At 70.0% G+C, this 18,495-nt stretch carries 22 protein-coding genes and 1 pseudogene; 17 read left to right on the forward strand and 6 right to left on the reverse strand.

The window, feature by feature from the left end; genetic code table 11:
• The first annotated feature begins 39 nt into the window (after nt 1–39).
• Both KOI35_RS08230 and KOI35_RS08235 read left to right on the forward strand, forming a co-directional pair.
• The gene (locus KOI35_RS08230) at nt 40–831 is read left to right on the forward strand and encodes an ABC transporter ATP-binding protein (protein WP_215785409.1); all 792 of its coding nucleotides are present in this window, start codon (nt 40–42) and stop codon (nt 829–831) included.
• Nucleotides 822–2,402 (forward strand): ABC transporter permease, encoded by a 1,581-nt coding sequence (locus KOI35_RS08235; protein ID WP_215785410.1) that lies wholly within the window; start codon nt 822–824, stop codon nt 2,400–2,402. The genes KOI35_RS08230 and KOI35_RS08235 overlap by 10 nt, the downstream gene beginning before the upstream one ends.
• On the opposite strand, the gene KOI35_RS08240 is transcribed toward KOI35_RS08235, so the two are convergent.
• Both KOI35_RS08240 and KOI35_RS08245 read right to left on the reverse strand, forming a co-directional pair.
• Nucleotides 2,399–2,626: a hypothetical protein gene (locus KOI35_RS08240; RefSeq protein ID WP_215785411.1), complete on the reverse strand. Its 228-nt coding sequence runs from the start codon at nt 2,624–2,626 to the stop codon at nt 2,399–2,401. The genes KOI35_RS08235 and KOI35_RS08240 overlap by 4 nt on opposite strands.
• A gap of 65 nt (nt 2,627–2,691) precedes the next feature.
• Nucleotides 2,692–2,940, reverse strand: a complete 249-nt coding sequence (locus KOI35_RS08245; RefSeq protein ID WP_308120854.1) for a hypothetical protein — start codon at nt 2,938–2,940, stop codon at nt 2,692–2,694.
• Between the two features lie 96 nt (nt 2,941–3,036).
• On the opposite strand from KOI35_RS08245, the pseudogene KOI35_RS08250 reads away from it, so the two are divergent.
• The 9 genes and pseudogenes from KOI35_RS08250 to KOI35_RS08290 form a co-directional block, all read left to right on the forward strand.
• Nucleotides 3,037–3,534, forward strand: a pseudogene (locus KOI35_RS08250) (flavin reductase family protein); the annotation flags it as partial.
• Nucleotides 3,535–3,652: 118 nt separating this feature from the next.
• A complete protein-coding gene (locus KOI35_RS08255) occupies nt 3,653–4,009 on the forward strand; it encodes a DUF485 domain-containing protein (RefSeq protein WP_215785413.1) in 357 nt (118 codons plus the stop codon).
• Nucleotides 4,009–5,682, forward strand: coding sequence for a monocarboxylic acid transporter (locus KOI35_RS08260; protein ID WP_215785414.1), 1,674 nt, complete (start codon nt 4,009–4,011; stop codon nt 5,680–5,682). Before KOI35_RS08255 ends, KOI35_RS08260 begins: the two co-directional genes overlap by 1 nt.
• A 133-nt stretch (nt 5,683–5,815) precedes the next feature.
• Nucleotides 5,816–7,039 (forward strand): LCP family protein, encoded by a 1,224-nt coding sequence (locus KOI35_RS08265; RefSeq protein WP_215785415.1) that lies wholly within the window; start codon nt 5,816–5,818, stop codon nt 7,037–7,039.
• Between the two features lie 17 nt (nt 7,040–7,056).
• Nucleotides 7,057–7,389, forward strand: a complete 333-nt coding sequence (locus KOI35_RS08270) for a rhodanese-like domain-containing protein (protein ID WP_215785416.1) — start codon at nt 7,057–7,059, stop codon at nt 7,387–7,389.
• On the forward strand, nt 7,386–8,177 hold the full coding sequence (locus tag KOI35_RS08275) for a glycerophosphodiester phosphodiesterase (protein ID WP_215785417.1): 792 nt from the start codon (nt 7,386–7,388) through the stop codon (nt 8,175–8,177). The genes KOI35_RS08270 and KOI35_RS08275 overlap by 4 nt, the downstream gene beginning before the upstream one ends.
• A 73-nt stretch (nt 8,178–8,250) precedes the next feature.
• A complete protein-coding gene (locus KOI35_RS08280) occupies nt 8,251–9,444 on the forward strand; it encodes a sensor histidine kinase (RefSeq protein ID WP_215785418.1) in 1,194 nt (397 codons plus the stop codon).
• Nucleotides 9,445–9,483: 39 nt separating this feature from the next.
• Nucleotides 9,484–10,362, forward strand: a complete 879-nt coding sequence (locus KOI35_RS08285; RefSeq protein ID WP_215785419.1) for a DUF5926 family protein — start codon at nt 9,484–9,486, stop codon at nt 10,360–10,362.
• Between the two features lie 122 nt (nt 10,363–10,484).
• Nucleotides 10,485–11,102 (forward strand): glycoside hydrolase family 16 protein, encoded by a 618-nt coding sequence (locus KOI35_RS08290; RefSeq protein ID WP_246612648.1) that lies wholly within the window; start codon nt 10,485–10,487, stop codon nt 11,100–11,102.
• Nucleotides 11,103–11,125: 23 nt separating this feature from the next.
• Here the strand turns inward: KOI35_RS08290 and KOI35_RS08295 are convergent, their stop codons facing one another.
• On the reverse strand, nt 11,126–12,325 hold the full coding sequence (locus tag KOI35_RS08295; protein WP_215785421.1) for an arginine deiminase: 1,200 nt from the start codon (nt 12,323–12,325) through the stop codon (nt 11,126–11,128).
• Between the two features lie 313 nt (nt 12,326–12,638).
• Between KOI35_RS08295 and KOI35_RS08300 the strand changes: the two genes are divergently transcribed.
• The 5 genes from KOI35_RS08300 (at nt 12,639) to pheA (ending at nt 15,997) form a co-directional block, all read left to right on the forward strand.
• Nucleotides 12,639–13,376, forward strand: coding sequence for a hypothetical protein (locus KOI35_RS08300; protein ID WP_215785422.1), 738 nt, complete (start codon nt 12,639–12,641; stop codon nt 13,374–13,376).
• A 106-nt stretch (nt 13,377–13,482) separates the two neighbouring features.
• On the forward strand, nt 13,483–13,944 hold the full coding sequence (locus KOI35_RS08305) for a hypothetical protein (protein ID WP_215785423.1): 462 nt from the start codon (nt 13,483–13,485) through the stop codon (nt 13,942–13,944).
• 102 nt (nt 13,945–14,046) lie between these two features.
• On the forward strand, nt 14,047–14,436 hold the full coding sequence (locus KOI35_RS08310; RefSeq protein WP_215785424.1) for an ACT domain-containing protein: 390 nt from the start codon (nt 14,047–14,049) through the stop codon (nt 14,434–14,436).
• 19 nt (nt 14,437–14,455) lie between these two features.
• Complete coding sequence (locus KOI35_RS08315) at nt 14,456–15,040, forward strand: hypothetical protein (protein WP_215785425.1); 585 nt, start codon at nt 14,456–14,458, stop codon at nt 15,038–15,040.
• Between the two features lie 9 nt (nt 15,041–15,049).
• Nucleotides 15,050–15,997: a prephenate dehydratase gene (gene pheA, locus KOI35_RS08320; protein ID WP_215785426.1), complete on the forward strand. Its 948-nt coding sequence runs from the start codon at nt 15,050–15,052 to the stop codon at nt 15,995–15,997.
• Here the strand turns inward: pheA and KOI35_RS08325 are convergent.
• From KOI35_RS08325 to KOI35_RS08335, 3 genes are all read right to left on the reverse strand, one after another.
• Nucleotides 15,994–16,728: an AIM24 family protein gene (locus tag KOI35_RS08325; protein ID WP_215785427.1), complete on the reverse strand. Its 735-nt coding sequence runs from the start codon at nt 16,726–16,728 to the stop codon at nt 15,994–15,996. The genes pheA and KOI35_RS08325 overlap by 4 nt on opposite strands.
• Nucleotides 16,729–16,807: 79 nt before the next feature.
• On the reverse strand, nt 16,808–17,167 hold the full coding sequence (locus KOI35_RS08330) for a metallopeptidase family protein (protein WP_215785428.1): 360 nt from the start codon (nt 17,165–17,167) through the stop codon (nt 16,808–16,810).
• 49 nt (nt 17,168–17,216) lie between these two features.
• Nucleotides 17,217–17,645: an OsmC family protein gene (locus KOI35_RS08335; RefSeq protein WP_215785429.1), complete on the reverse strand. Its 429-nt coding sequence runs from the start codon at nt 17,643–17,645 to the stop codon at nt 17,217–17,219.
• Between the two features lie 65 nt (nt 17,646–17,710).
• Between KOI35_RS08335 and KOI35_RS08340 the strand changes: the two genes are divergently transcribed.
• On the forward strand, nt 17,711–18,484 hold the full coding sequence (locus KOI35_RS08340; protein ID WP_215785430.1) for a hypothetical protein: 774 nt from the start codon (nt 17,711–17,713) through the stop codon (nt 18,482–18,484).
• Nucleotides 18,485–18,495: the final 11 nt, after the last annotated feature.

Genomic DNA, 18,495 nt, shown 5'->3' on the forward strand with positions numbered 1-18,495 from the left:
TGCTGGTCAGGGTGGCGAGCAGCCGATAGGTTCACTGCCATGACGGTGCCGGCACCACGTGGGGCAGACCCGACCGAGCAGGCTGCGGCCGCGATGTCACTGCGGGGGCTGGTCAAACGGTTCGACACCAAACTCGCGGTCTCCGGCGTCAGCCTCGAGGTACCCGCCGGCTCGTTCTACGGCCTGCTCGGCCCGAACGGCGCGGGCAAGACCACCACCCTCTCGATGGCCGTCGGCCTGCTGCGCCCCGACGCCGGTCAGGCCGTCCTGCTGGGGTCCGACGTCTGGGCCGATCCGGTCGCGGCCAAGGCCCGTCTCGGGGTGCTTCCCGATGGCGTACGCCTTTTCGACCGCCTCACCGGCCCCGAGCTCCTCGCCTATCACGGCCTGCTCCGGGGCATGGACGCGGCGACCGTCGACCAACGCGCCCGCGAACTGCTCGACGTGCTCGAGCTCGGCACCGGCAACCGCACCCTGGTCGTCGACTACTCGGCCGGCATGCGGAAGAAGATCGGCCTCGCCTGTGCCCTGCTGCACGCGCCACGGCTGCTCGTGCTGGACGAGCCGTTCGAGGCGGTCGACCCGGTCTCGGCCGCCCGCATCCGCGAGATCCTGCAGCGCTACGTGGCCGGCGGCGGCACAGTGATCTTCTCGAGTCATGTCATGGAGGTCGTCGAGCGGCTCTGCTCGCACGTCGCGATCCTCTCCGACGGCGTCCTGCGCCAGCACGGCACGCTTGATTCCGTACGCGGTGACAGCTCCCTCGAAGAGGTGTTCGTCCGCGTCGTCGGCGGCCGGGTCAGCACGGGCTCGGAACTGGCATGGCTGTAGGCACGTTCGTCCGGCTCAAACTGCGCCTGCAGGTCAACGGCCTGCGGGGCCGCCCGGCTCGCATCACGATCTTCGTGCTGGGCGCGGTCATGGCCGGTTTCTTCGCGATCGCCGGTTATGCGATCTTCGCGATCCCCGGCGTGGCCGACAACGCGCGGGCGGCCGCGATGCTGCTCCAACTCGGTGGCTCGGCCCTGGTGCTGGGCTGGCTGTTCTTCCCGCTGGTGTTCTTCGGGGTCGACGAGTCGCTCGACCCGGCCCGGTTCGCGCTGTTCCCGCTCGCCCACCGCACCCTGATCACCGGTCTGTTCGCCGCCGCGCTGACCGGCCTGCCCGCTCTGTCCACACTGGCCGCCACGGCCGGCATGGTGAGCACGGCCGCGGCCCTGGGCGGCGCCTTCGCGGCCGTGACCCAGCTCGTCGGCATCCTGCTCGGCCTGCTCCTCTGCGTGGCCGTGAGCCGGGCCGTGACCAGCGCTTTCGCCACCGGCCTGCGCTCGCGCCGATCGCGTGACCTGGCCGTGGTCCTGTTCGCCGTGATGGCCGCTCTGCTCGGGCCGCTGCAACTGGCGCTGCTGGCCGGGGCCGAGCGCGCCGACTGGGACGCTTTCGCCGTGCTGGCCGACGTGCTGGGCTGGACCCCGTTCGGTGCCCCGTACTCGCTGGGCCTCGAGGTGGCCGGCGGGCGGCTGTGGGCCGTACCGCTGAAGCTCCTGATCGTCGCCGCCACCATCGTCGTCCTGCTCGTCTGGTGGGGCGCGACGCTGGAGAAGGCGATGCTGGGTTCGGAGAGCCGGGGTCGTCGCGGCACCGACCGCGAGATCGCCTCGCCGACGGCCCTGCTGCTCGGCCGCCGGTTGCCCCGTAGCCGGTTCGGGGCGCTGGTCGCCCGCGAGAGACGCTACTGGTGGCGCGAGACCCGGCGCCGCGCCGCCCTGATCACGCTGGTCGTGGCCGGGTTCTTCCTGCCCATCTCGATCTCGGTCAGCGGCGGTCCGGCCGGGCCGATGGCGGTCTTCGTCGGCGCGATCGCGGCCATCGCGCTGGCCAACCAGTTCGGTTACGAGGGCAGCGCGTACTCGGCCAACATCACGGCCGGGGTTCCGGGCCGGGTCGAGATCCATTCGCGGGCGGCCGCGCACGCCATGTTCGTGCTGCCGCTCCTGCTGCTGATCGCGCTGGTGGTGGGCGCCGTGTCGGGCCGGCCGGAGCGGATCGCCGGCGATCTCGGCCTGCTCATCGCCACCTACGGCGTCGGGCTGGGCCTGGTGCTGCCGATGTCGGTGCGCGCCGCCTATTCACTGCCCGAGTCGACCAGCCCGTTCGCCGTGTCGTCGGGCGGCGGGGCGGCCAAGGGCCTGCTCACCGTCGCGGTGATGTTCGGCGCGCTGATCGCCACCGTGCCGCTGCAGATCCTGGCCTTCACGCTCGGCGCCGTGTGGTGGTGGATCGGGTTGCCGGTCGGCATAGCGTTCGGCACCGCGGCCTACCTGATCGGGTCGGGCGTGGCCGCCGAATCGCTCGACCGCCGCATGCCCGAGCTGCTGTCGACGGTGACGGCCGGGCGTTAGTACTTCTTGACCAGGCCGTCCTTGCGTACGAAGATCACGCGTCGCTCGAGGGCGTCGCCGGACGGGCCGAGCACGTAACCGTCGATCCACAACCAGCCGTCGTACGTGATGCGCGGGTCGACGCGGATGACCCGGAAGGTGAGCGCGCGGTCGCCCTGGAACTGGACGCTGGCGGCACCTCCCACGAGAAGCACGTCGCCGGGTCGCGGCAACGCCTCGGTCATTCCGTGGTCCCTCCCATATCGCTTGGTACGTACGCGATTACGGAAGGGATTACGCTACCGATGATTCATTCGCGCCCACATGCCCCGAACGCCGGACGGAGACCGTCCTTGAGGACGAAGATGCGACGGCGCTGCTGTGCCACACCGTCGGGACCGAGCACGTAACCCTCGAGCCACAGCCATCCGTCGTACGTGCTGCGCGGGTCGACCCTGATCAACCGGAAGGTCAGGGCCCGGGCGCCTTCGAACTGCACGCTCGCCTCACCGCCGATGTGCAGCACCTCGCCGGGCTGTAGCTGCACTTGCTGATGCACGGACGCCTCCTCCCGCAGAGAAGATAGTTGTTGATCAATAGCGGGGGATAGCTATGTGCACCTTCTGTAACCAAAGCGAGAATGGTGCCCGTGACGATTCACTCCACCGATCCCTTCGCCACGCCCGACGAGGACAAGTCCCCCGTACGGAGGCTGCGCGGCCGGCTGGCGGCTCCCGTCACGCTGTGGACCGCACCCGGTCCGGCCGGGCTGACCGTTTCCTCGACGGTCGTCGCCGACGGTGACCCCGGACGCGTGCTGGGCCTGATCGACGACGAGAGCGAGTTCTGGGACGCGCTCGAGCCGAGCGGCCGGTTCGCGCTGACCGCCCTGACTCCGGCCGACCGGCAGCTGGCCGACCGGTTCGCCGGCCTGATGCCCGCGCCGGGCGGTCTGTTCGCCGCCGACGAGTGGCTCGACACCGAGTACGGCCCGGTGCCCTCCGGAGCGCGTACGTGGGCCGGCTGCCGGCTCGAGTCGTCGCGGGTGGTGGGCTGGGCGCTGCTGGTCGAGGCGGTGATCGAAAAGGTCGAGGCCGGCCCGTCCCCGGCGCCGCTGATCCACTATCGGGGTCGATATACCGAGCTCCGATAAACCGGTCAGCGCAGTCAGACCACCACTCGGCGCAGGCACCGACCAGTGACCTTCGCCACGCCCGGAGTCTCCGTACGTTGCCGGAAAGTCCGCTCCACCCCGAAGGTGGTGAACCCCGGTGACTACCGAAGTACCCTCGTCCTCCACCGAGAGGTACCGCACCGTCCAGGAGTCCGAGGAATTCGGCCGGCTGCGTCACGCCGTCCGCAGCTTCGTCTTCCCGATGACGGTCGCGTTCTTCCTCTGGTACGCCCTCTACGTCCTGCTCTCCGCGTACGCCCGCGGTTTCATGAGCGCCAAGGTCGTCGGCAACATCAACGTTGCCCTGATCTTCGGTCTGCTCCAGTTCGTGTCCACGTTCCTGATCGCCTGGTACTACTCGCGCTACGCGGCTCGCAAGATCGACCCGCTGGCCGAGAAGATCCACGGCGAGCTCTCGGCCGGCGACACGACTGACAAGAAGGTGGAGGACTGATGCAGAGCCACACGCTCGCGGCCGAGGTCTCCACCTCGACGTCCCGCGGTCTCACCATCACGCTGTTCCTGATCTTCGTCGCGATCACCCTGGCCATCACGATCTGGGCCAGCCGGCAGACCAAGACGGCCACCGACTTCTACGCCGGCGGCCGCCAGTTCTCCGGTTTCCAGAACGGCATGGCGATCGGCGGCGACTACATGTCGGCCGCGTCCTTCCTCGGCATCGCCGGCCTGATCGCGCTCTACGGCTACGACGGCTTCCTCTACTCGATCGGGTTCCTGGTCGCCTGGCTGGTCGCGCTGCTGCTGGTCGCCGAGTACCTGCGTAACTCGGGCCGCTACACGATGGCCGACGTCCTCGCCTTCCGGATGCGTCAGCGCCCGGTGCGGACGGCGGCCAGCGTCTCGACGATCGTGGTCTCGATCTTCTATCTGATCGCCCAGATGGTCGGCGCCGGCGCGCTCGTCTCGCTGCTGCTGGGCATCAAGCCGGACACGACCTTCCTCGGGATGGACGCGGGCACGGCCAAGGTCGCCACGATCATCCTGGTCGGCGCCCTGATGATCGTCTACGTGATCGTGGGCGGCATGAAGGGCACCACGTACGTCCAGATCGTCAAGGCGTTCATGCTGATGACCGGCGCGCTGCTGATGACGATCCTGGTGCTCGCGCACTACAAGTTCAACCTGTCGCAGCTGCTCGGCGACGCCGCTCAGCAGTCCGGCAAGGGGGACGCCTTCCTCGAACCGGGCCTGCGCTACGGCATCGAGTCGGCCAGCGCCTCGGCCACCTTCTACAGCAAGATGGACCTGCTCTCGCTTGGCATCGCGCTGGTGCTGGGCACGGCTGGTCTGCCGCACATCCTGACCCGGTTCTACACCGTGCCGACCAGCAAGATCGCCCGCAAGAGCGTGCTCTGGGCGATCGGCATCATCGGCACGTTCTACCTGTTCACCCTGGCTCTCGGCTTTGGCGCGGCGGCCCTGGTGGGCGGCGCGAACATCACCGCGCAGGACAAGGCGGGCAACACGGCGGCGCCCCAGCTCGCTCAGGCGCTGGGCGTCGACTATCTCGGCGGCGAGACCGGCGGCGCGGTGCTGCTGGCCATCATCGCCGCGGTCGCCTTCGCCACGATCCTCGCCGTGGTGGCCGGCCTGACCCTGGCGTCGTCGTCGAGCCTCGCGCACGACTTCTACGCCAGCGTGATCAAGCGCGGCCAGGCCAACGAGCGGGACGAGGTGCGGGTCGCCCGCATCTCGGCCCTGGTCATCGGCGCGGTGGCGATCGCCCTGTCGATCTTCGCGCAGAGCCTGAACGTGGCCTTCCTGGTCGCGCTCGCGTTCGCGGTGGCCGCCTCGGCCAACCTGCCGGCGATCCTCTACAGCCTGTTCTGGAAGAGGTTCAACACGTCGGGCGCGCTGTGGTCGATCTACGGCGGTCTGACCGCGGCCGTGGTCCTGGTGTTCTTCTCGCCGGTCGTCTCCGGCTCGGCCACCGCCATGTTCCCCGACCACGACTGGCACTTCTTCCCGCTGTCCAACCCGGGCATCATCTCGATCCCGATCGGCTTCCTGTGCGGCTGGATCGGCACGGTGATCTCGAAGGAGGACGACACCGCGAAGTACGCCGAGCTCGAGGTCCGGTCTCTCACGGGGCACGGCGCGCACTAAACACTGCATTAATTCGTGAACGCGGGACCGGCCACCGTCGGTCCCGCGTTTCCCCTGTTCGAGGGTCTCCCTACTTCGTGCCGTGTCGGTTTGATGGCAGGGCGTACGGGCTCGGGGTACGTAACCTGGTTTCATGTCAGCGCCCTTGTCCCCCCAGCGGGGTTCCGGTTCCGGTCGAGCCTCTGTCCCGTCGTCGGGCCGGGCGTCGGCCCCTCCGTCCGGTTCTTACCGCGGGGCGCCCTCGGCGCAGCGCGACAACTGGCCGCCCCGCGGTGGCGCGGGTGCTCCCCCGCCACCTCCTCCGGGTGACCCCGGCCGTGGCACTTCCTATCGCGGTCGCCGCCCCAAGCCGAAGTGGGGCCGGATCGCCCTGCTGGCCGGCCTGGTGGTCCTGATCATCGCGGTCATCGCCGGCATCTCGCTCTACGGCTACGCCTCGGGCCTCGACAAGGACCTGAAGCGCACCGACGCCTTCTCGGGCATGAGCACCGACCGCCCGGCCAAGGCCATCGAGGGCGCGCAGAACATCCTGCTGGTCGGCAGCGACTCGCGTGACCCCGACATGAAGGACGACGGCGCCGGCAAGTGGCGCGCCGACACGCTGATCCTCATGCACGTGCCCGAGGACCACAAGAGCGCCCAGCTCATCTCGATCCCGCGTGACCTGTGGGTGGTCATCCCGAAGAGCAACGAGGCCGAGTGCGGCGACGGCAGCCGTGCCAAGATCAACGCGGCCTTCGCCTTCGGTGGTCTCCCGCGCGCCGTGCACACCGTCGAGTGCCTGACCGACGTGAAGATCGATCACGTCATGGCGATCGACTTCGGCGGCTTCAAAGAGGTGACCGACGCGCTCGGCGGTGTCGACCTCAAGGTCGACAAGACGATCACGTCGATCCACAAGCCGCACCGGGTGTTCAAGAAGGGCACCATGCACATGAACGGCGACCAGGCCCTCGACTGGGTGCGGCAGCGGTACCAGTTCCCTCGCGGCGACTTCGACCGCATGAGGCACCAGCAGGAGTTCCTCAAGGCGCTCATGGACAAGGCGGTCAGTGGCGGCACGATCAGCAACCCGGCCAAGCTCAACTCGTTCCTCAAGGCCGTCACGGCGGCGGTCACGGTCGACAACGACTTCTCCCTGACCGACATGGCGAGCGAGCTGCGGGGCGTACGCGGCGACAACCTCACCTTCATCACCACCCCCAACAAGGGCAGCGAAACCATCAACGGCCAGTCCGTGGTGGTCTCCGACCGCGAGAAGGCCCTGGCCCTCTTCAAGGCGGTGGTCGCCGACGACATGGACACCTGGATGTCGGCCAACCTGAAGAAGGACTCGACGGCCACGTCCGGCGGCTGACCCGTACGCTTGGAGTCGTGTTCGGACCACAAGTACCCAGCGTGACCCCCGCCGAAGTCGGCGACGATGCCTATCTGCTCGACGTGCGCGAGCCCGACGAGTGGACGGCGGGGCACGCACCCGGCGCCCACCACCTCCCGATGATGGAAATCCCGGCCCGCATGGCCGAGGTCCCGAGTGACGGCGAGGTGGTGGTCGTCTGCCGGTCGGGCGGCCGCTCCGGCCAGGTCGTCTCCTATCTGATGGGCAACGGCTGGGACAACGTGCGCAACCTCGACGGCGGCATGCAGTCCTGGGCCGCGTCCGGCCGTGAGGTCGTCAGCGAGAGCGGCCAGCCACAAGTTCTATGAGCTACCGCCCGCTCGTCTTCGCGCATCGCGGGGGCGCCGACGCTCTGCCCGAGCACACGCTCGGCGCCTACCTGCGCGCACTCGAGGACGGCGTGGACGGCCTCGAGTGCGACGTGCGGCTCACCCGCGACGGCCACCTCGTCTGCGTGCACGACCGCAAGCTCGGGCGTACGAGCAACGGCCGTGGGCGGGTCAGCACCAAGACGCTGGCCGAGCTCGACTCGCTCGACTTCGGCTCCTGGCACCCCGGCTATCCGGTCGACGAGGAGCCGCTGCCCGAGCTTTCCCGGCTGCTGACGCTCGACCGCCTGCTCGGTGCTGTGCGTGACAGCGGCCGGCAGGTGCGGCTACTCATCGAGACCAAACATCCGTCACGCTACGGAGCCGAGGTCGAGCGCCGCCTCGTGAAGCTGCTGCGCCGCTACGGGCTGGCCGAGCCGAAACCGGACGACCCGGTCCAGGTGACCGTGATGTCGTTCGCCGCGCTGGCCCTGCGCCGGGTCCGGGCCCAGGCGCCCGCCCTCCCGACGGTCTATCTGATCGAGATCCTGCCGCCCGGGGTCGGCCGGGGCCGGCTGCCGTTCGGCGCGCGGATCGCCGGGCCGGGGGTCGCGCTGGTGCGGTCGCGGCCGGGGCTGATCCCGGCGATCCGGGCCGCGGGCCATCAGACGTACGTCTGGACGGTCAACGACAAGGCCGATCTCGACATGCTCCTCGAACACCGGGTCGACGGCGTGATCACCGACCGGCCCAAGTTCGTGATCGACCATCTGGCGGCCGCCCTGTGAATCGGCTGACGGCCTTGCCCACTGTGACGCACGGCACTATCTCCAGACAGAGAAGCGAGGCAGACTCGCAGACATGCCGGACCGCCCCGACTACGCCACGCTGACACGCGGGCAGATCGCGGTCCTCGACCGGATCAACGTCGGCGAGGCGGGCCTGCCCGTGCTCCAGCAGATCGTCCGCCTGGCTCAAGAGACGCTGGGCGGCCGCGGTGCCGGCTTCGCCGAATACGCCTCCGACCACGGCCGGATCGTCGCCGCCAGCGGAGCCTGCGCGGCCGCGATCGGGCGCCGGGTCGACCGCGCCGACACCCGCCTCCGCGGCGGCCGCACGCTGCTCATCCCGCTCGACTCGCTCAACGACGAATTCGCCAAGCAGGTCGAGGGCGGTGACGTCCGGCGCATGCTCGGCGCCCGCTGTGAGGTCGGCGAGACGATCGTGGGCTCGCTGCACGTCTACTTCGGCGAGGGCGACGACGAGCCCGGCCCCGAGCACGCCGCCGTGCTCGAGCTGCTGGCCGGCTATGTCGGGCGGCTCTACGCGGCCCGCAACGGCCTGCCCGTGCACAGCGGCGAGCAGGCCCGCCGGCAGGAAGATCGCGATCTCTGGGTCGCCGTGACCAGCCACGAGCTGCGCACACCGGTCACCGTGATCAAGGGGTACGCCGACACGCTGTCGAACCACTGGGACACACTCGGCGACACCGGCCGGCACGAGGCGGTCCGCATCATCAACACGCGGGCCGGTGAGCTGGCCCGGCTGGTCGACCGGCTGCTCTCGGCGGCGAGCGCGGACGGCGACGTCGGCGCGGCTCCGGCCGGCCCGTTCGACCTGGCCGAGGCGCTGCGCGGGGCGGTCGAAGAGCTGCCGCACGATCTCCGCCGCCGGATCGTCCTCGACAACATGCCCGGCGAGCTGCCGAAGGCGTACGGGGAAAGGGATTCGATCGCGACGATCCTGACCGAGCTGGCCACCAACGCCGAGAAGCACTCACCGCCGGGGTCAGCGGTCGAACTGTGCGCCGGGGTGGACGAGGAGACGCTGCGTTTCCGGCTCTCCGACCGGGGGACGGGCATCCGCCCCGAGCACGTCGAGCGGGCGTTCGAGCGCTACTGGCAGGCCGAAGGCAACGACCGGCGCCGTCATCCGGGGGCCGGGCTGGGGCTTTATCTCGTACGGCGTCTGGTCGAACGGCAGCACGGCTGGGTCTCGCTGCGTCCGCGTGAGGGCGGCGGCACCACGGCCGAGGTAAGGCTCCCGCGCGCCTGAGTGTCCCTTTCCGGCCCGGAACGCCTAGGCTGTCTCGCCGTGAGCAAGCGTCGTAACCAACGCCCGTCCGCACCCAAGCGCGAGAAGGTGCGGGACATCTTCGTGGCTCGCCCGTTCGAGGGCCTGGCCGACGAACCGGAGTGGATCGCCCTGCGCGAGCTGGTGCCCGCCGCCTCGGCCCCGCTCACCCTGCGGCCCGAGGTGATCGAGGAGTACGGCGACCGCCCGATCACGCTGTCCACCGTGCTGCCGATGGCCTGGCCGGCGATGACGCGCCAGGACGGCCGGGTCTTCATCGGCCTCCAGCGGCACGTGCAGTCGGGGGACGTCTCGCGGGATCTCGCGGTGGCCATCCTGAGCGCGCTGCGCACCGAGCCGGGCGACACGGTCTCGGTTCCGGCCCTGCCCGGTGAGGGCCCGCGACTGCAGGACATCCTCGTCGACGGCCCGCTCGAGATCAGCATGCACGAGGGCTTCGAGTACTGGCTCGACGCCGAGCAGGCGGACGACCCCACCGTGAAGGCGTCACTCGAACGGGCGAATGCGTCGATCTATCCGACGCTGCGATTGTCGGCCGGGCGGGCGGCGTACTGGTGCCGGGTCGCCCCCGACAAGGGTCACGTGCGCTGGGTGCTGCCCGACGCCGAGGACCGCGCGCTCGACACGCTGGCCCGGCTCTCCGCCTCGGGTGACCTTCTGCTGGGCGACCAGACGAAGTTCGCCGGCATGTTCCGGGCCCACGGCCTGCTGGTGCCGGTCTGGGACATCCCGGGCGAGCCGGAGGGTGTCGACTGGGAGGCGCCGCTGGCCGACTTCGCCAAGCGCTACGCCGACACGCTGGCCGAGACCGGCCCGCTCGACGCCGACGCCCGCCGGGCCAAGCAGGGCCTCATCGGCCGTCAGCTAACGCTGCGGTGATGGACGAGCGGTTCACCTCTGATGAGTTGGACCGCTCTGTCTGGGTGCCGTGGTATTTGCCCCATTGGAGTTCCCGAGCCGCCTCCGCTGCGACCTACGCGGTGGGTGGCGGGGAGCTGCGGTTGAGCATCCCCGCCGACCAAGGACTGTGGGCCGAAGGCGTGCACGAGACGCCGCTGCGGGTGTCAGGCATCCAGAGCGCCAACTTCTCCGGGCCGGTCGGCAGCACCATCGGCGGCCAGCCCTTCCTGAGCGAGCAGCGGGTGCTCGAGGAGCAGGAGGAGTTCTGGGGCTGCACGCCGCTCTACGGCGACATCGAGATCCGCATGCGCGGGACGATCACGCCACGGTCGATGGTCGCGTTCTGGCTCTCCGGCATCGAGACCACGCCCGAGCAGTCCGGCGAGATCTGCGTGATGGAGGTCTTCGGCTCCGCCCCGCAGGCCGTCGGGATGGGACTGCACCGTTTCCGCGATCCGCGCCTCACGGAAGAGTGGGCGACGGTCACCCTTCCGATCGACGTCGCGCAGTTCCACACGTACGGGGTCAACTGGCGCCCCGGATCGCTCGCTTTCACGGTCGACGGCGAGGTGGTCAAGCGGGTCGGCCAGGCCCCCGACTACCCCGTACAGCTGGAGATCGCCGTCTTCGACTTCCCCGACAAGGCCGACCTGGTCGAGGGGCGGGTGCCCGTGCCCGAACTGGTCGTGTCACACGTTCGCCATCGTCCGTCGGCGTGAGAAGCACCGCGTGAATCGCGGTTTCACGCGGCCAGAGACACCCGCTCGATCGGGCAGCTCATGCAGCGCGGCCCGCCCCGGCCGCTGCCCAGCTCGGAACCACTGATCCGGACGACTTCGATGCCCGCCCGCTCGAGCTGGGCGTTGGTCTCGACGTTGCGCTCGTAGGCGACGCAGAGCCGGGGCCCGATGGCGAGCGTGTTGTTGCCGTCGTCCCACTGCTCGCGCTCGGCGGTGACCGGGTCGAGGCCGGTGTCGATGATCCGCAGCCGGTCGATGCCCATGGCCTCGGCCGCCGCCTCGAGGAACGGTCGCGGTGCCGACGCGCGCGGCTCACCGTCGGCGTCTCCGGTCACGGTGTAGGCCCGCAGGGAGTCGGCGACGTTCGGATACATCACCACGGCGTCGACGTCGACCATCGTGCACACGGTGTCGAGGTGCATGGTGGCGCGTTCCTGAGCGATCGGGACGGCCAGGATCGTGCGGGCCAGCCCGGCCGCGAAGACCCGGCGGGCCAGCCGCTCGGCGCCGGCCGGGGTGGTGCGCTCGCCGACCCCGATGGCCAGCACCCCGGGCGCCAGCAGCAGCACGTCGCCGCCCTCGAGCAACTCGAGCGAGGGGTCGTAGAGGAGCTCGGTGCCGGCGAACCGCGGGTGGTAGCGATAGATCGCCCGGGTCAGCGTGGTCTCGCGGCTGCGGGCCGGCATGGCCAGGCTGGTGACCGCCACCCGGTCGCCCACCCAGACCGACGAGTCGCGGGTGAACAGCAGGTTGGGCAGCGGGTCGATGACGAAGTCGAGCCGGTCCATCATCTCGTAGACCAGGCCGCCCGGGCCCGGCTTGAGCTCCTCGTGGGCCAGCCCGGCCATCAGCACCCCGGCCAGCCGGCGCGGGTCCTGATCGGCCAGATAGCGGCGCACGCTGTCGCGCAGGGTGTCACCCAGGCGGCGGTCGGCCAGCACGCCCTCGGTGAGCTCGGCGCGGGCGTCGTCGACGGCCAGGGTGTCGGCCAGCAGGTCACCCAGATAGAGCACTTCGACGTCGCGCTCGCGCAGGGCGGCGGCGAAAGCGTCGTGCTCCTCTTGAGCTCGGCTCACCCACGGAATACCGTCGAAGAGCAGGCTGTCGTTGTTTCGCGGCGTGAGCCTGGCCAGTTCCGGCCCCGGGCGGTGCAACAGCACCGTGCGCAGCCGGCCCACCTCACTGTCGACGTAGTGCACCACGTGCCGACGTTAGCCCACTCGTCGATCTCTCGGCACCCGCCCGGCACGGTCAGCGATCGGCCGGTGACGTTCGACCTAGATCATGAGACATCGGTGCGCGAGCGCGACCGGCGGTCTAGCTTTGAAGGTGAAACTGGTCGAACAGGGGATCTGACGCCGAGATGCACCATCCGCAAGAAGTCGCGATGCGTGAATGCGGCATTCATCCCTCTTTCATTCCACTTTCTTTCCACCGGGTGTCTTGCTTCCGTATGGGGTCGAGCACTTACGGTAGTGAAAAGAGAGCCCGAAGGACCTTTTGCCGGAGGTCGCAGTGACTGTCTTCCCAGCACGCCCAGCTCTACCCGTCCCACCGAACAGCCAACGGGTCATCGATCGTCGTCTGAGCGAAACCCCCGCTCTGGAGGCGCCGAACCGCCCGTCGCCCGCCGACTGGGCCCGCCGCCGCCGCGCCGAGCGTGACGCCCGCCGCCTCGAAGCAGCCGGTGCCCGGGCGTTGACCCGTCTCGACCGCCTCGGACCCAACTGGCACATCGTGGACTGGCCGCGCACCGACGCGCTGGGCTACTACGAGCCCGACCCCGCCGACGACCGCGCCGGGTTCCTGGCGATCGGACCGGGCGGCGTCTACGCGGTGACCGTGGCCGACCACGGCCGCGCCCGGGTGCTCATCGCCGGTGACGTGGTGCAGATCAACGGGAAGCGCCCGGCCTACATCGCCGAGGCGCGCCGCGAGGCCCGCCGGGCGAGCAAGGCCCTCTCGGCCGCCGTCGGCCTGAGCGTGCCGGTGACCCCCGTGCTCACATTCGTGGGTTCCGGCGTGATCAGCGTGCACGGCCTGCCCAAAGAGGTCCTCGTGGCCACCGACAAGGAACTCGACCGGCTGCTGATCGCCGGCGGCGCCCGCATCTCGCCCGCCACCGCGGGCAAACTGTCGGCCGTGGCCGAGCACCCGGCGACGTGGGCGAACGCCCCGTACCGCCCGGCCGGTGACTATCGCTGGCACGCTGACGGACAAACGGCCGCTGACAAGCGGACAGCACGCCGGTAACGTTCCTTCCGGTTGTAGTCGACGGCTTCCCCGCCGCGGCGAGACGCTCGGGTCACCGGGCGCGGGCCGCGGCGGACGCCTGTCGCCAGAGTGAGGAGGACTCCGGGTGGCGCACGTCGAACTCTCACTCTCGGGCGCGTTCGTGCCGCAGGCGCGCACACCGTCCGAGGCCGAGTTCGTCCCGAGCCTCGACCGGTGGACAGCGACCGTCGCCGCCGCCCCCGAGCCCTGCCTGATCATCGACACGTCCACCGCGATCGTGGCGGTGTCGGTCAGCTGCGGCGAGCTGCTGGGCATGGGCAAGCCGCCCGAGGTGATCGGCAAGCCGCTGGGCGCGATGCTCCGGCTGATCGACTTCACCGCCAACGCGAGCGAGCTCGAGGAGTCCGACGCCGACAAGATCCCGCCGCTGCTGGCGCTGCGCAGCGAGCGGCTCGCGCGCGGTCTGCTGCGCGTCGTGCCCGGTCCGGGCGAGACCCCGCTGACCGTCGACGCGATCGCCACCCCGCTGTTCGACAACGAACGGGTGGCCGGCTCGATGACCTTCTTCTCGGCGGTTCGCTACTGACGCCTGTGTTCCCGCTCTCATTACGAGCAGATTTCGGGTTTGTGGTGTTTGCCGCACCGGGTGGGCATTGGGCAATCTGACCGCGAAACGTAGTCTGCGTTCATGCTCGATCTAGATCTGCTGCCTGCGGAGTACGCGGTGTGCCGGCTGCCGGCCGGTTCGCCGATCCCGGCTTCGCTGAGCGAAGGTCCGGACGACAAGAGCGTCATCTCGCTGAGCTGGGACGCGGACGAGTTCTCCATCATCTGCCCGGCCGACCGGGTGCCCGAGGGCGCCGAGGTCGATACGGCCTGGCGCTGCCTGCGGGTGGTCGGCCCGCTCGACCTCGCGCTCACCGGCGTGCTGGCGTCGCTGATCGGCCCGCTGGCCGACGCTCGCGTCAACATTGTCACCTTTTCCACGTATTCGACCGATTACCTGCTCGTGCCGTCGGTGCGGCTGAGCGAGGCGGTCGATACGTTGCGCGCGGCTGGGCATCGGATCGCGTACTGAACGGCCTTACCATGTGCGCGTGTCCCCCCGCACACCCCTGATCCCCCTCGGGCTGGCCACCACCGTGGCCCTGCTGGCCGCGTGTGGCGAGCCGCCGCGACCACTGCCGACCTCACCCCCGTACGCGACCCCCAGCGACGGCCCGATCTCGCTGGGCCCCTCGGTCGGATACTCGCTGCCGACGGCCCCGCCGCTGCCGACCGTCCCCACCACCACCTATCCGACCGGGGTGGCGACCACGCGGCCGGTCCGGCCCACTCCGACGATCCCGCCCGAGACGGTGACGGCGACCGCGACGCCCTCGCACGCGCCCAAGTGCACGGCCCAGCCGACCGGGGCCCAGATCCTCGAGCTGATCAAGGGGCAGCAAGGCATCCCGGACAAGCCGCTGCGGATCTACGAGGGCCCGTTCTGTTCGGGCGTGTGGTCGTTCGCCACGGTCGAGGTCACCGGAACCGGAGCCGACGACCTCGAGCCGCTGATGGTGGTCGCGACCAGCAGCGCCACCGCGCTGACCCTGGTGGCAGCCGGCTCCGACGTGTGCATCGACCGGGTGCAGACCACCGCGCCGCCCGGCATCCGCGTGCTGGCCTGCGGCTTCTAGACTTTCTCCATGCCTGGTACGCCGCCCACGCGCTTCGTCTACCTCGGCCCCGAGGGCACCTTCACCGAGGCCGCCCTGCGCACCATCCCCGCCGCCGAGCGCGGCCTGCGCACCCCGGCCCGCAGTGTGCCCGAGGCGCTCGAGGCCGTCCGGGCCGGTGACGCCGACGCCGCGCTGGTCCCGCTGGAAAACTCCGTGGGCGGCGCCATCCCGGTCACGCTCGACGAGCTGGTCACCGGCAGCCCGCTGGTGATCACCCGAGAGGTGGTGATCCCGGTCGAGTTCGTGCTGGCGGCCCGGGCGCTGACCCCGCTCGGCGAGATCCGCTCGATCGCGGCGCACCCGCAGGCGTCGGCTCAGTGCCGCAACTGGCTGCGGGCCAATGTGCCCGACGCGGTGGTCGTCGACGTGCTCTCCAACGCGACCGCGGCGATCAGCGCCGCCGCGGGCGAGCACGACGCAGCCCTGTGCGCGCCGATCGGTGTGCCCCGCAACAAGCTGACCGTGCTGGCCGACAAGGTGGCCGACCACGCCGACGCCGTGACCCGGTTCGCGTTGCTCACCCGGCCCGGGCCGCCGGCCGAGCCGACCGGCGACGACGTGACCTCGCTGGCCCTGTCGATCCGCCGCGACCAGGTCGGGGCGCTGCTGGCCGTGCTCACCGAGCTTGCCGTCCGGGGCATCAACCTGAGCCGCATCGAGTCCCGGCCGACCGGCGAGCAGCTGGGGACGTACGTCTTCTTCCTCGATTGCACCGGCCACGTGGCCGAGCCGCGGCTGGGCGAGGCGTTGCAGGGCCTGCGCCGGATCTGCGCCGACGTGCGCTTCCTGGGCAGCTACGCCCGTCACCGGCTCACGCCCGAGGCCCCCGTGGCCTCACCACGGGGGCTCTCCAACACCGACTTCGCCGACTCCGCCGCCTGGCTCACCCGGATCCGGGCCGGCGACTTTTCCTAATTACCGAAGATGTTGCCGAGCACGCCGCCGCCCTGCTGCTGGCCGCCGCCGGTGCCGGCCAGACCGGCCGGGGGCTCCTCGGAGGGCTGGACGACCACGAAGCCCTGACCGGCGAACGTCATCGTGAACCGCTCACCGGTGGTGCGGCCGAGCAGCGTGCCCAGGCCGAGCGACTCGGCGCTGTGGTAGCCGGTCTGCAGGTTGGCCGACCAGCAGATCGCGGCCTGCGGGTCGACGTAGGTCGGCTGGTCGACCGTCAGCACGACCGGCGTGCCCTTGGTGGTGACCGCGATCCGGCCGTGGCCGGTGAAGACACAGTTGAACAGGCCGGCGTTCGACATCATGCCGGCGCCGCCGACCATCTTGATGTCGTAGTTGAGCGTCGAGTCGAAGGCGAGCACGTTGGTGCCGTTGATCGAGAGCGCGTCGCCCGGCTCGAGGTCGATGAGGTGCACGTCGGCCGCGGCGTCGGCCAGGAAGACGTCGCCGTGACCGCGTACGCGCATCAGCGGAACGCCCTCGCCGGTGAGCTTCTGCTTGATGAACTTGCCGATGCCGCCCGAGCCCAGAGCCTCGAACTGCACCTGACCCTGGTAGGCGACCATCGAGCCCTGCCGGGCCATGAACTCGCCGTTCAGTTCGGCCTTGAGCAGCTTGGAGTTCTGGAGGCGGAGCCCGGGCTGAGCCGACTCCTTCTCGAGGTTTTCGGCTGAGAAGAGCTCGCTGCGCATGGCACTTCCTCCTGCTGACGGTATGTGCAATCAGGGTAGGAGTCCGTGCCAAGGGCGCGGTCAGCCTTTCAGGTATCTTTCAGCCCCAGCCCAGCTCGTGCAGCTTGTGGTCGTCGATGCCGAAGTGGTGGGCGATCTCGTGCACGACCGTGATGGCGACCTCGTCGATCACGTCGGTCTCGGTGTCACAGACGCGCAGCGTGGGGTTGCGGAAGATGGTGATGCGGTCGGGCAGCACGCCGGCGTAGTCCCAGCCGCGCTCGGTCAGCGCCGTGCCCTCGTAGAGGCCGAGCAGATCTTCAGACTCGGGCGGGTCGTCCTCGACGACGATGACCACGTTGTCCATGACCTTCAGGAGCTCGGCGGGCACCTCGTCGAGGGCCTCACCGACCAGTTCCTCGAAGCGTTCGCGACTCATGTCGACCGGCACACGAGCCATTGTGCACCGGCCACCTGAAAGGCAGCCGGTGCATCGCGATGGGGTGTTGTCAGGCGAGCTTGGCGCTCAGGGTGATCTCGGCGCCGGGCGAGAGCAGGCGCGAGATCGGGCAGTTCGCCTTGGCGTCCTCGGCGATCTTCTGGAACGTGCCGTCGTCGACGCCGGGAACGTCGCCCACGGTCTCGAGGTCGATCTTGGTGACGCTGAATCCGGCGTCGGTCTTGTCCATGTGGACCTTGGCGACGGTCTCGACCGAGGTCGGCGTGAAGCCGGCGTCGGCGAGCGCCTTCGAGAAGGCCATCGAGAAGCAGCCGGCGTGCGCGGCGCCGATCAGCTCCTCGGGGTTCGTCCCCTCGCCCTCCTCGAAGCGCGACTTGAACGAGTAGTTCCCCTGGATGCCGCCCTTGCCGGTCTTGATCGAACCGGAACCCTCGGTGAGGTTCCCCTGCCAGCGGGCCGAAGCTGTGCGAATAGGCATACCAAAACGCTAGTCCATGTCGCGGCCGCTGGCCGCTCGACCTGGCACAGGGCACCATGGTTGCCATGCCCGCGCAGCCACCACCGGCCGAGATCGACGTGACGCCGTCCGAGGCCGTGGTCGAGTTCGGTTCCGAGCCCGATCCGACTCCGTCCCGCAAACGGCGCTGGGATCTTTCCGGCACCGGCCGTGAGCTGCTCGCCGACCGTCGCACGGTGCCCCTGCTGGCCGCGCTGGCCGCCCTGGCCGCGCTCGTCTCGGCCCTCTCCGAATGGCAGGTCACCAACCTCGCGCCGAATTCGCTGGGCGGCGAATCGCCCGCGCGGGTGCTGCCGGCCGGCCTCGACGACCTCGGTGCACTCGGCATCGGCTACGTGCTCGGCCTGTTCCTGCTGGTGCCGGTGACCGTTCTCACGCTGTTCGGGCCGCTCGCGACCAGGCACACCTTCCGGCTCACCGGTCTCAGCGTGGCCGGCACCATGGGCGGGGTCCTGATCGCGGTGGCGTCCCGCATCACGTCCGAGAGCTACGTGATCGACCCCGTTTACCGGGTCGCCTTCGACACGACCGAGACTTCCCTCTCGTACGGGCGAGGGGTGTGGTGTGCCTTTATCGCGGTGATCCTGGCCGCGGGTGCGCTCTATCTGGCCGGGCAGCACCTGGCCGGCGACCCGGTTCCCGACGAGGAAGCGGATCCCGAGGAAGAGCCGGCCGCGGTCTGGTCGTGGCGCCGGCCGTCCCGTTCCGACGACGACTTCGACGCCGAGCCGATGGACCTCACCGTCTCGCCGTCCCAGCCGTTCACCACGCTGCACGACGATCGAGACCGCCCGAGCTAGGCATTGGGGGA

This window comes from Paractinoplanes bogorensis, from assembly GCF_018829635.1.
GTDB classification, from domain to species: Bacteria; Actinomycetota; Actinomycetes; order Mycobacteriales; family Micromonosporaceae; genus Actinoplanes; species Actinoplanes bogorensis.

Excerpts from the sequence above, each read along its gene's own strand:
- KOI35_RS08310 (WP_215785424.1), top strand. The coding sequence starts at position 14,047 with ATGCTCGATCTAGATCTGCTGCCTGCGGAGTACGCGGTGTGCCGGCTG.
- KOI35_RS08325 (WP_215785427.1), bottom strand. The coding sequence starts at position 16,728 with ATGCGCAGCGAGCTCTTCTCAGCCGAAAACCTCGAGAAGGAGTCGGCT.
- KOI35_RS08330 (WP_215785428.1), bottom strand. The coding sequence starts at position 17,167 with ATGGCTCGTGTGCCGGTCGACATGAGTCGCGAACGCTTCGAGGAACTG.
- KOI35_RS08335 (WP_215785429.1), bottom strand. The coding sequence starts at position 17,645 with ATGCCTATTCGCACAGCTTCGGCCCGCTGGCAGGGGAACCTCACCGAG.
- pheA (WP_215785426.1), top strand. The coding sequence starts at position 15,050 with ATGCCTGGTACGCCGCCCACGCGCTTCGTCTACCTCGGCCCCGAGGGC.
- KOI35_RS08280 (WP_215785418.1), top strand. The coding sequence starts at position 8,251 with ATGCCGGACCGCCCCGACTACGCCACGCTGACACGCGGGCAGATCGCG.
- KOI35_RS08235 (WP_215785410.1), top strand. The coding sequence starts at position 822 with ATGGCTGTAGGCACGTTCGTCCGGCTCAAACTGCGCCTGCAGGTCAAC.
- KOI35_RS08260 (WP_215785414.1), top strand. The coding sequence starts at position 4,009 with ATGCAGAGCCACACGCTCGCGGCCGAGGTCTCCACCTCGACGTCCCGC.
- KOI35_RS08340 (WP_215785430.1), top strand. The coding sequence starts at position 17,711 with ATGCCCGCGCAGCCACCACCGGCCGAGATCGACGTGACGCCGTCCGAG.
- KOI35_RS08240 (WP_215785411.1), bottom strand. The coding sequence starts at position 2,626 with ATGACCGAGGCGTTGCCGCGACCCGGCGACGTGCTTCTCGTGGGAGGT.
- KOI35_RS08265 (WP_215785415.1), top strand. The coding sequence starts at position 5,816 with ATGTCAGCGCCCTTGTCCCCCCAGCGGGGTTCCGGTTCCGGTCGAGCC.
- KOI35_RS08275 (WP_215785417.1), top strand. The coding sequence starts at position 7,386 with ATGAGCTACCGCCCGCTCGTCTTCGCGCATCGCGGGGGCGCCGACGCT.
- KOI35_RS08230 (WP_215785409.1), top strand. The coding sequence starts at position 40 with ATGACGGTGCCGGCACCACGTGGGGCAGACCCGACCGAGCAGGCTGCG.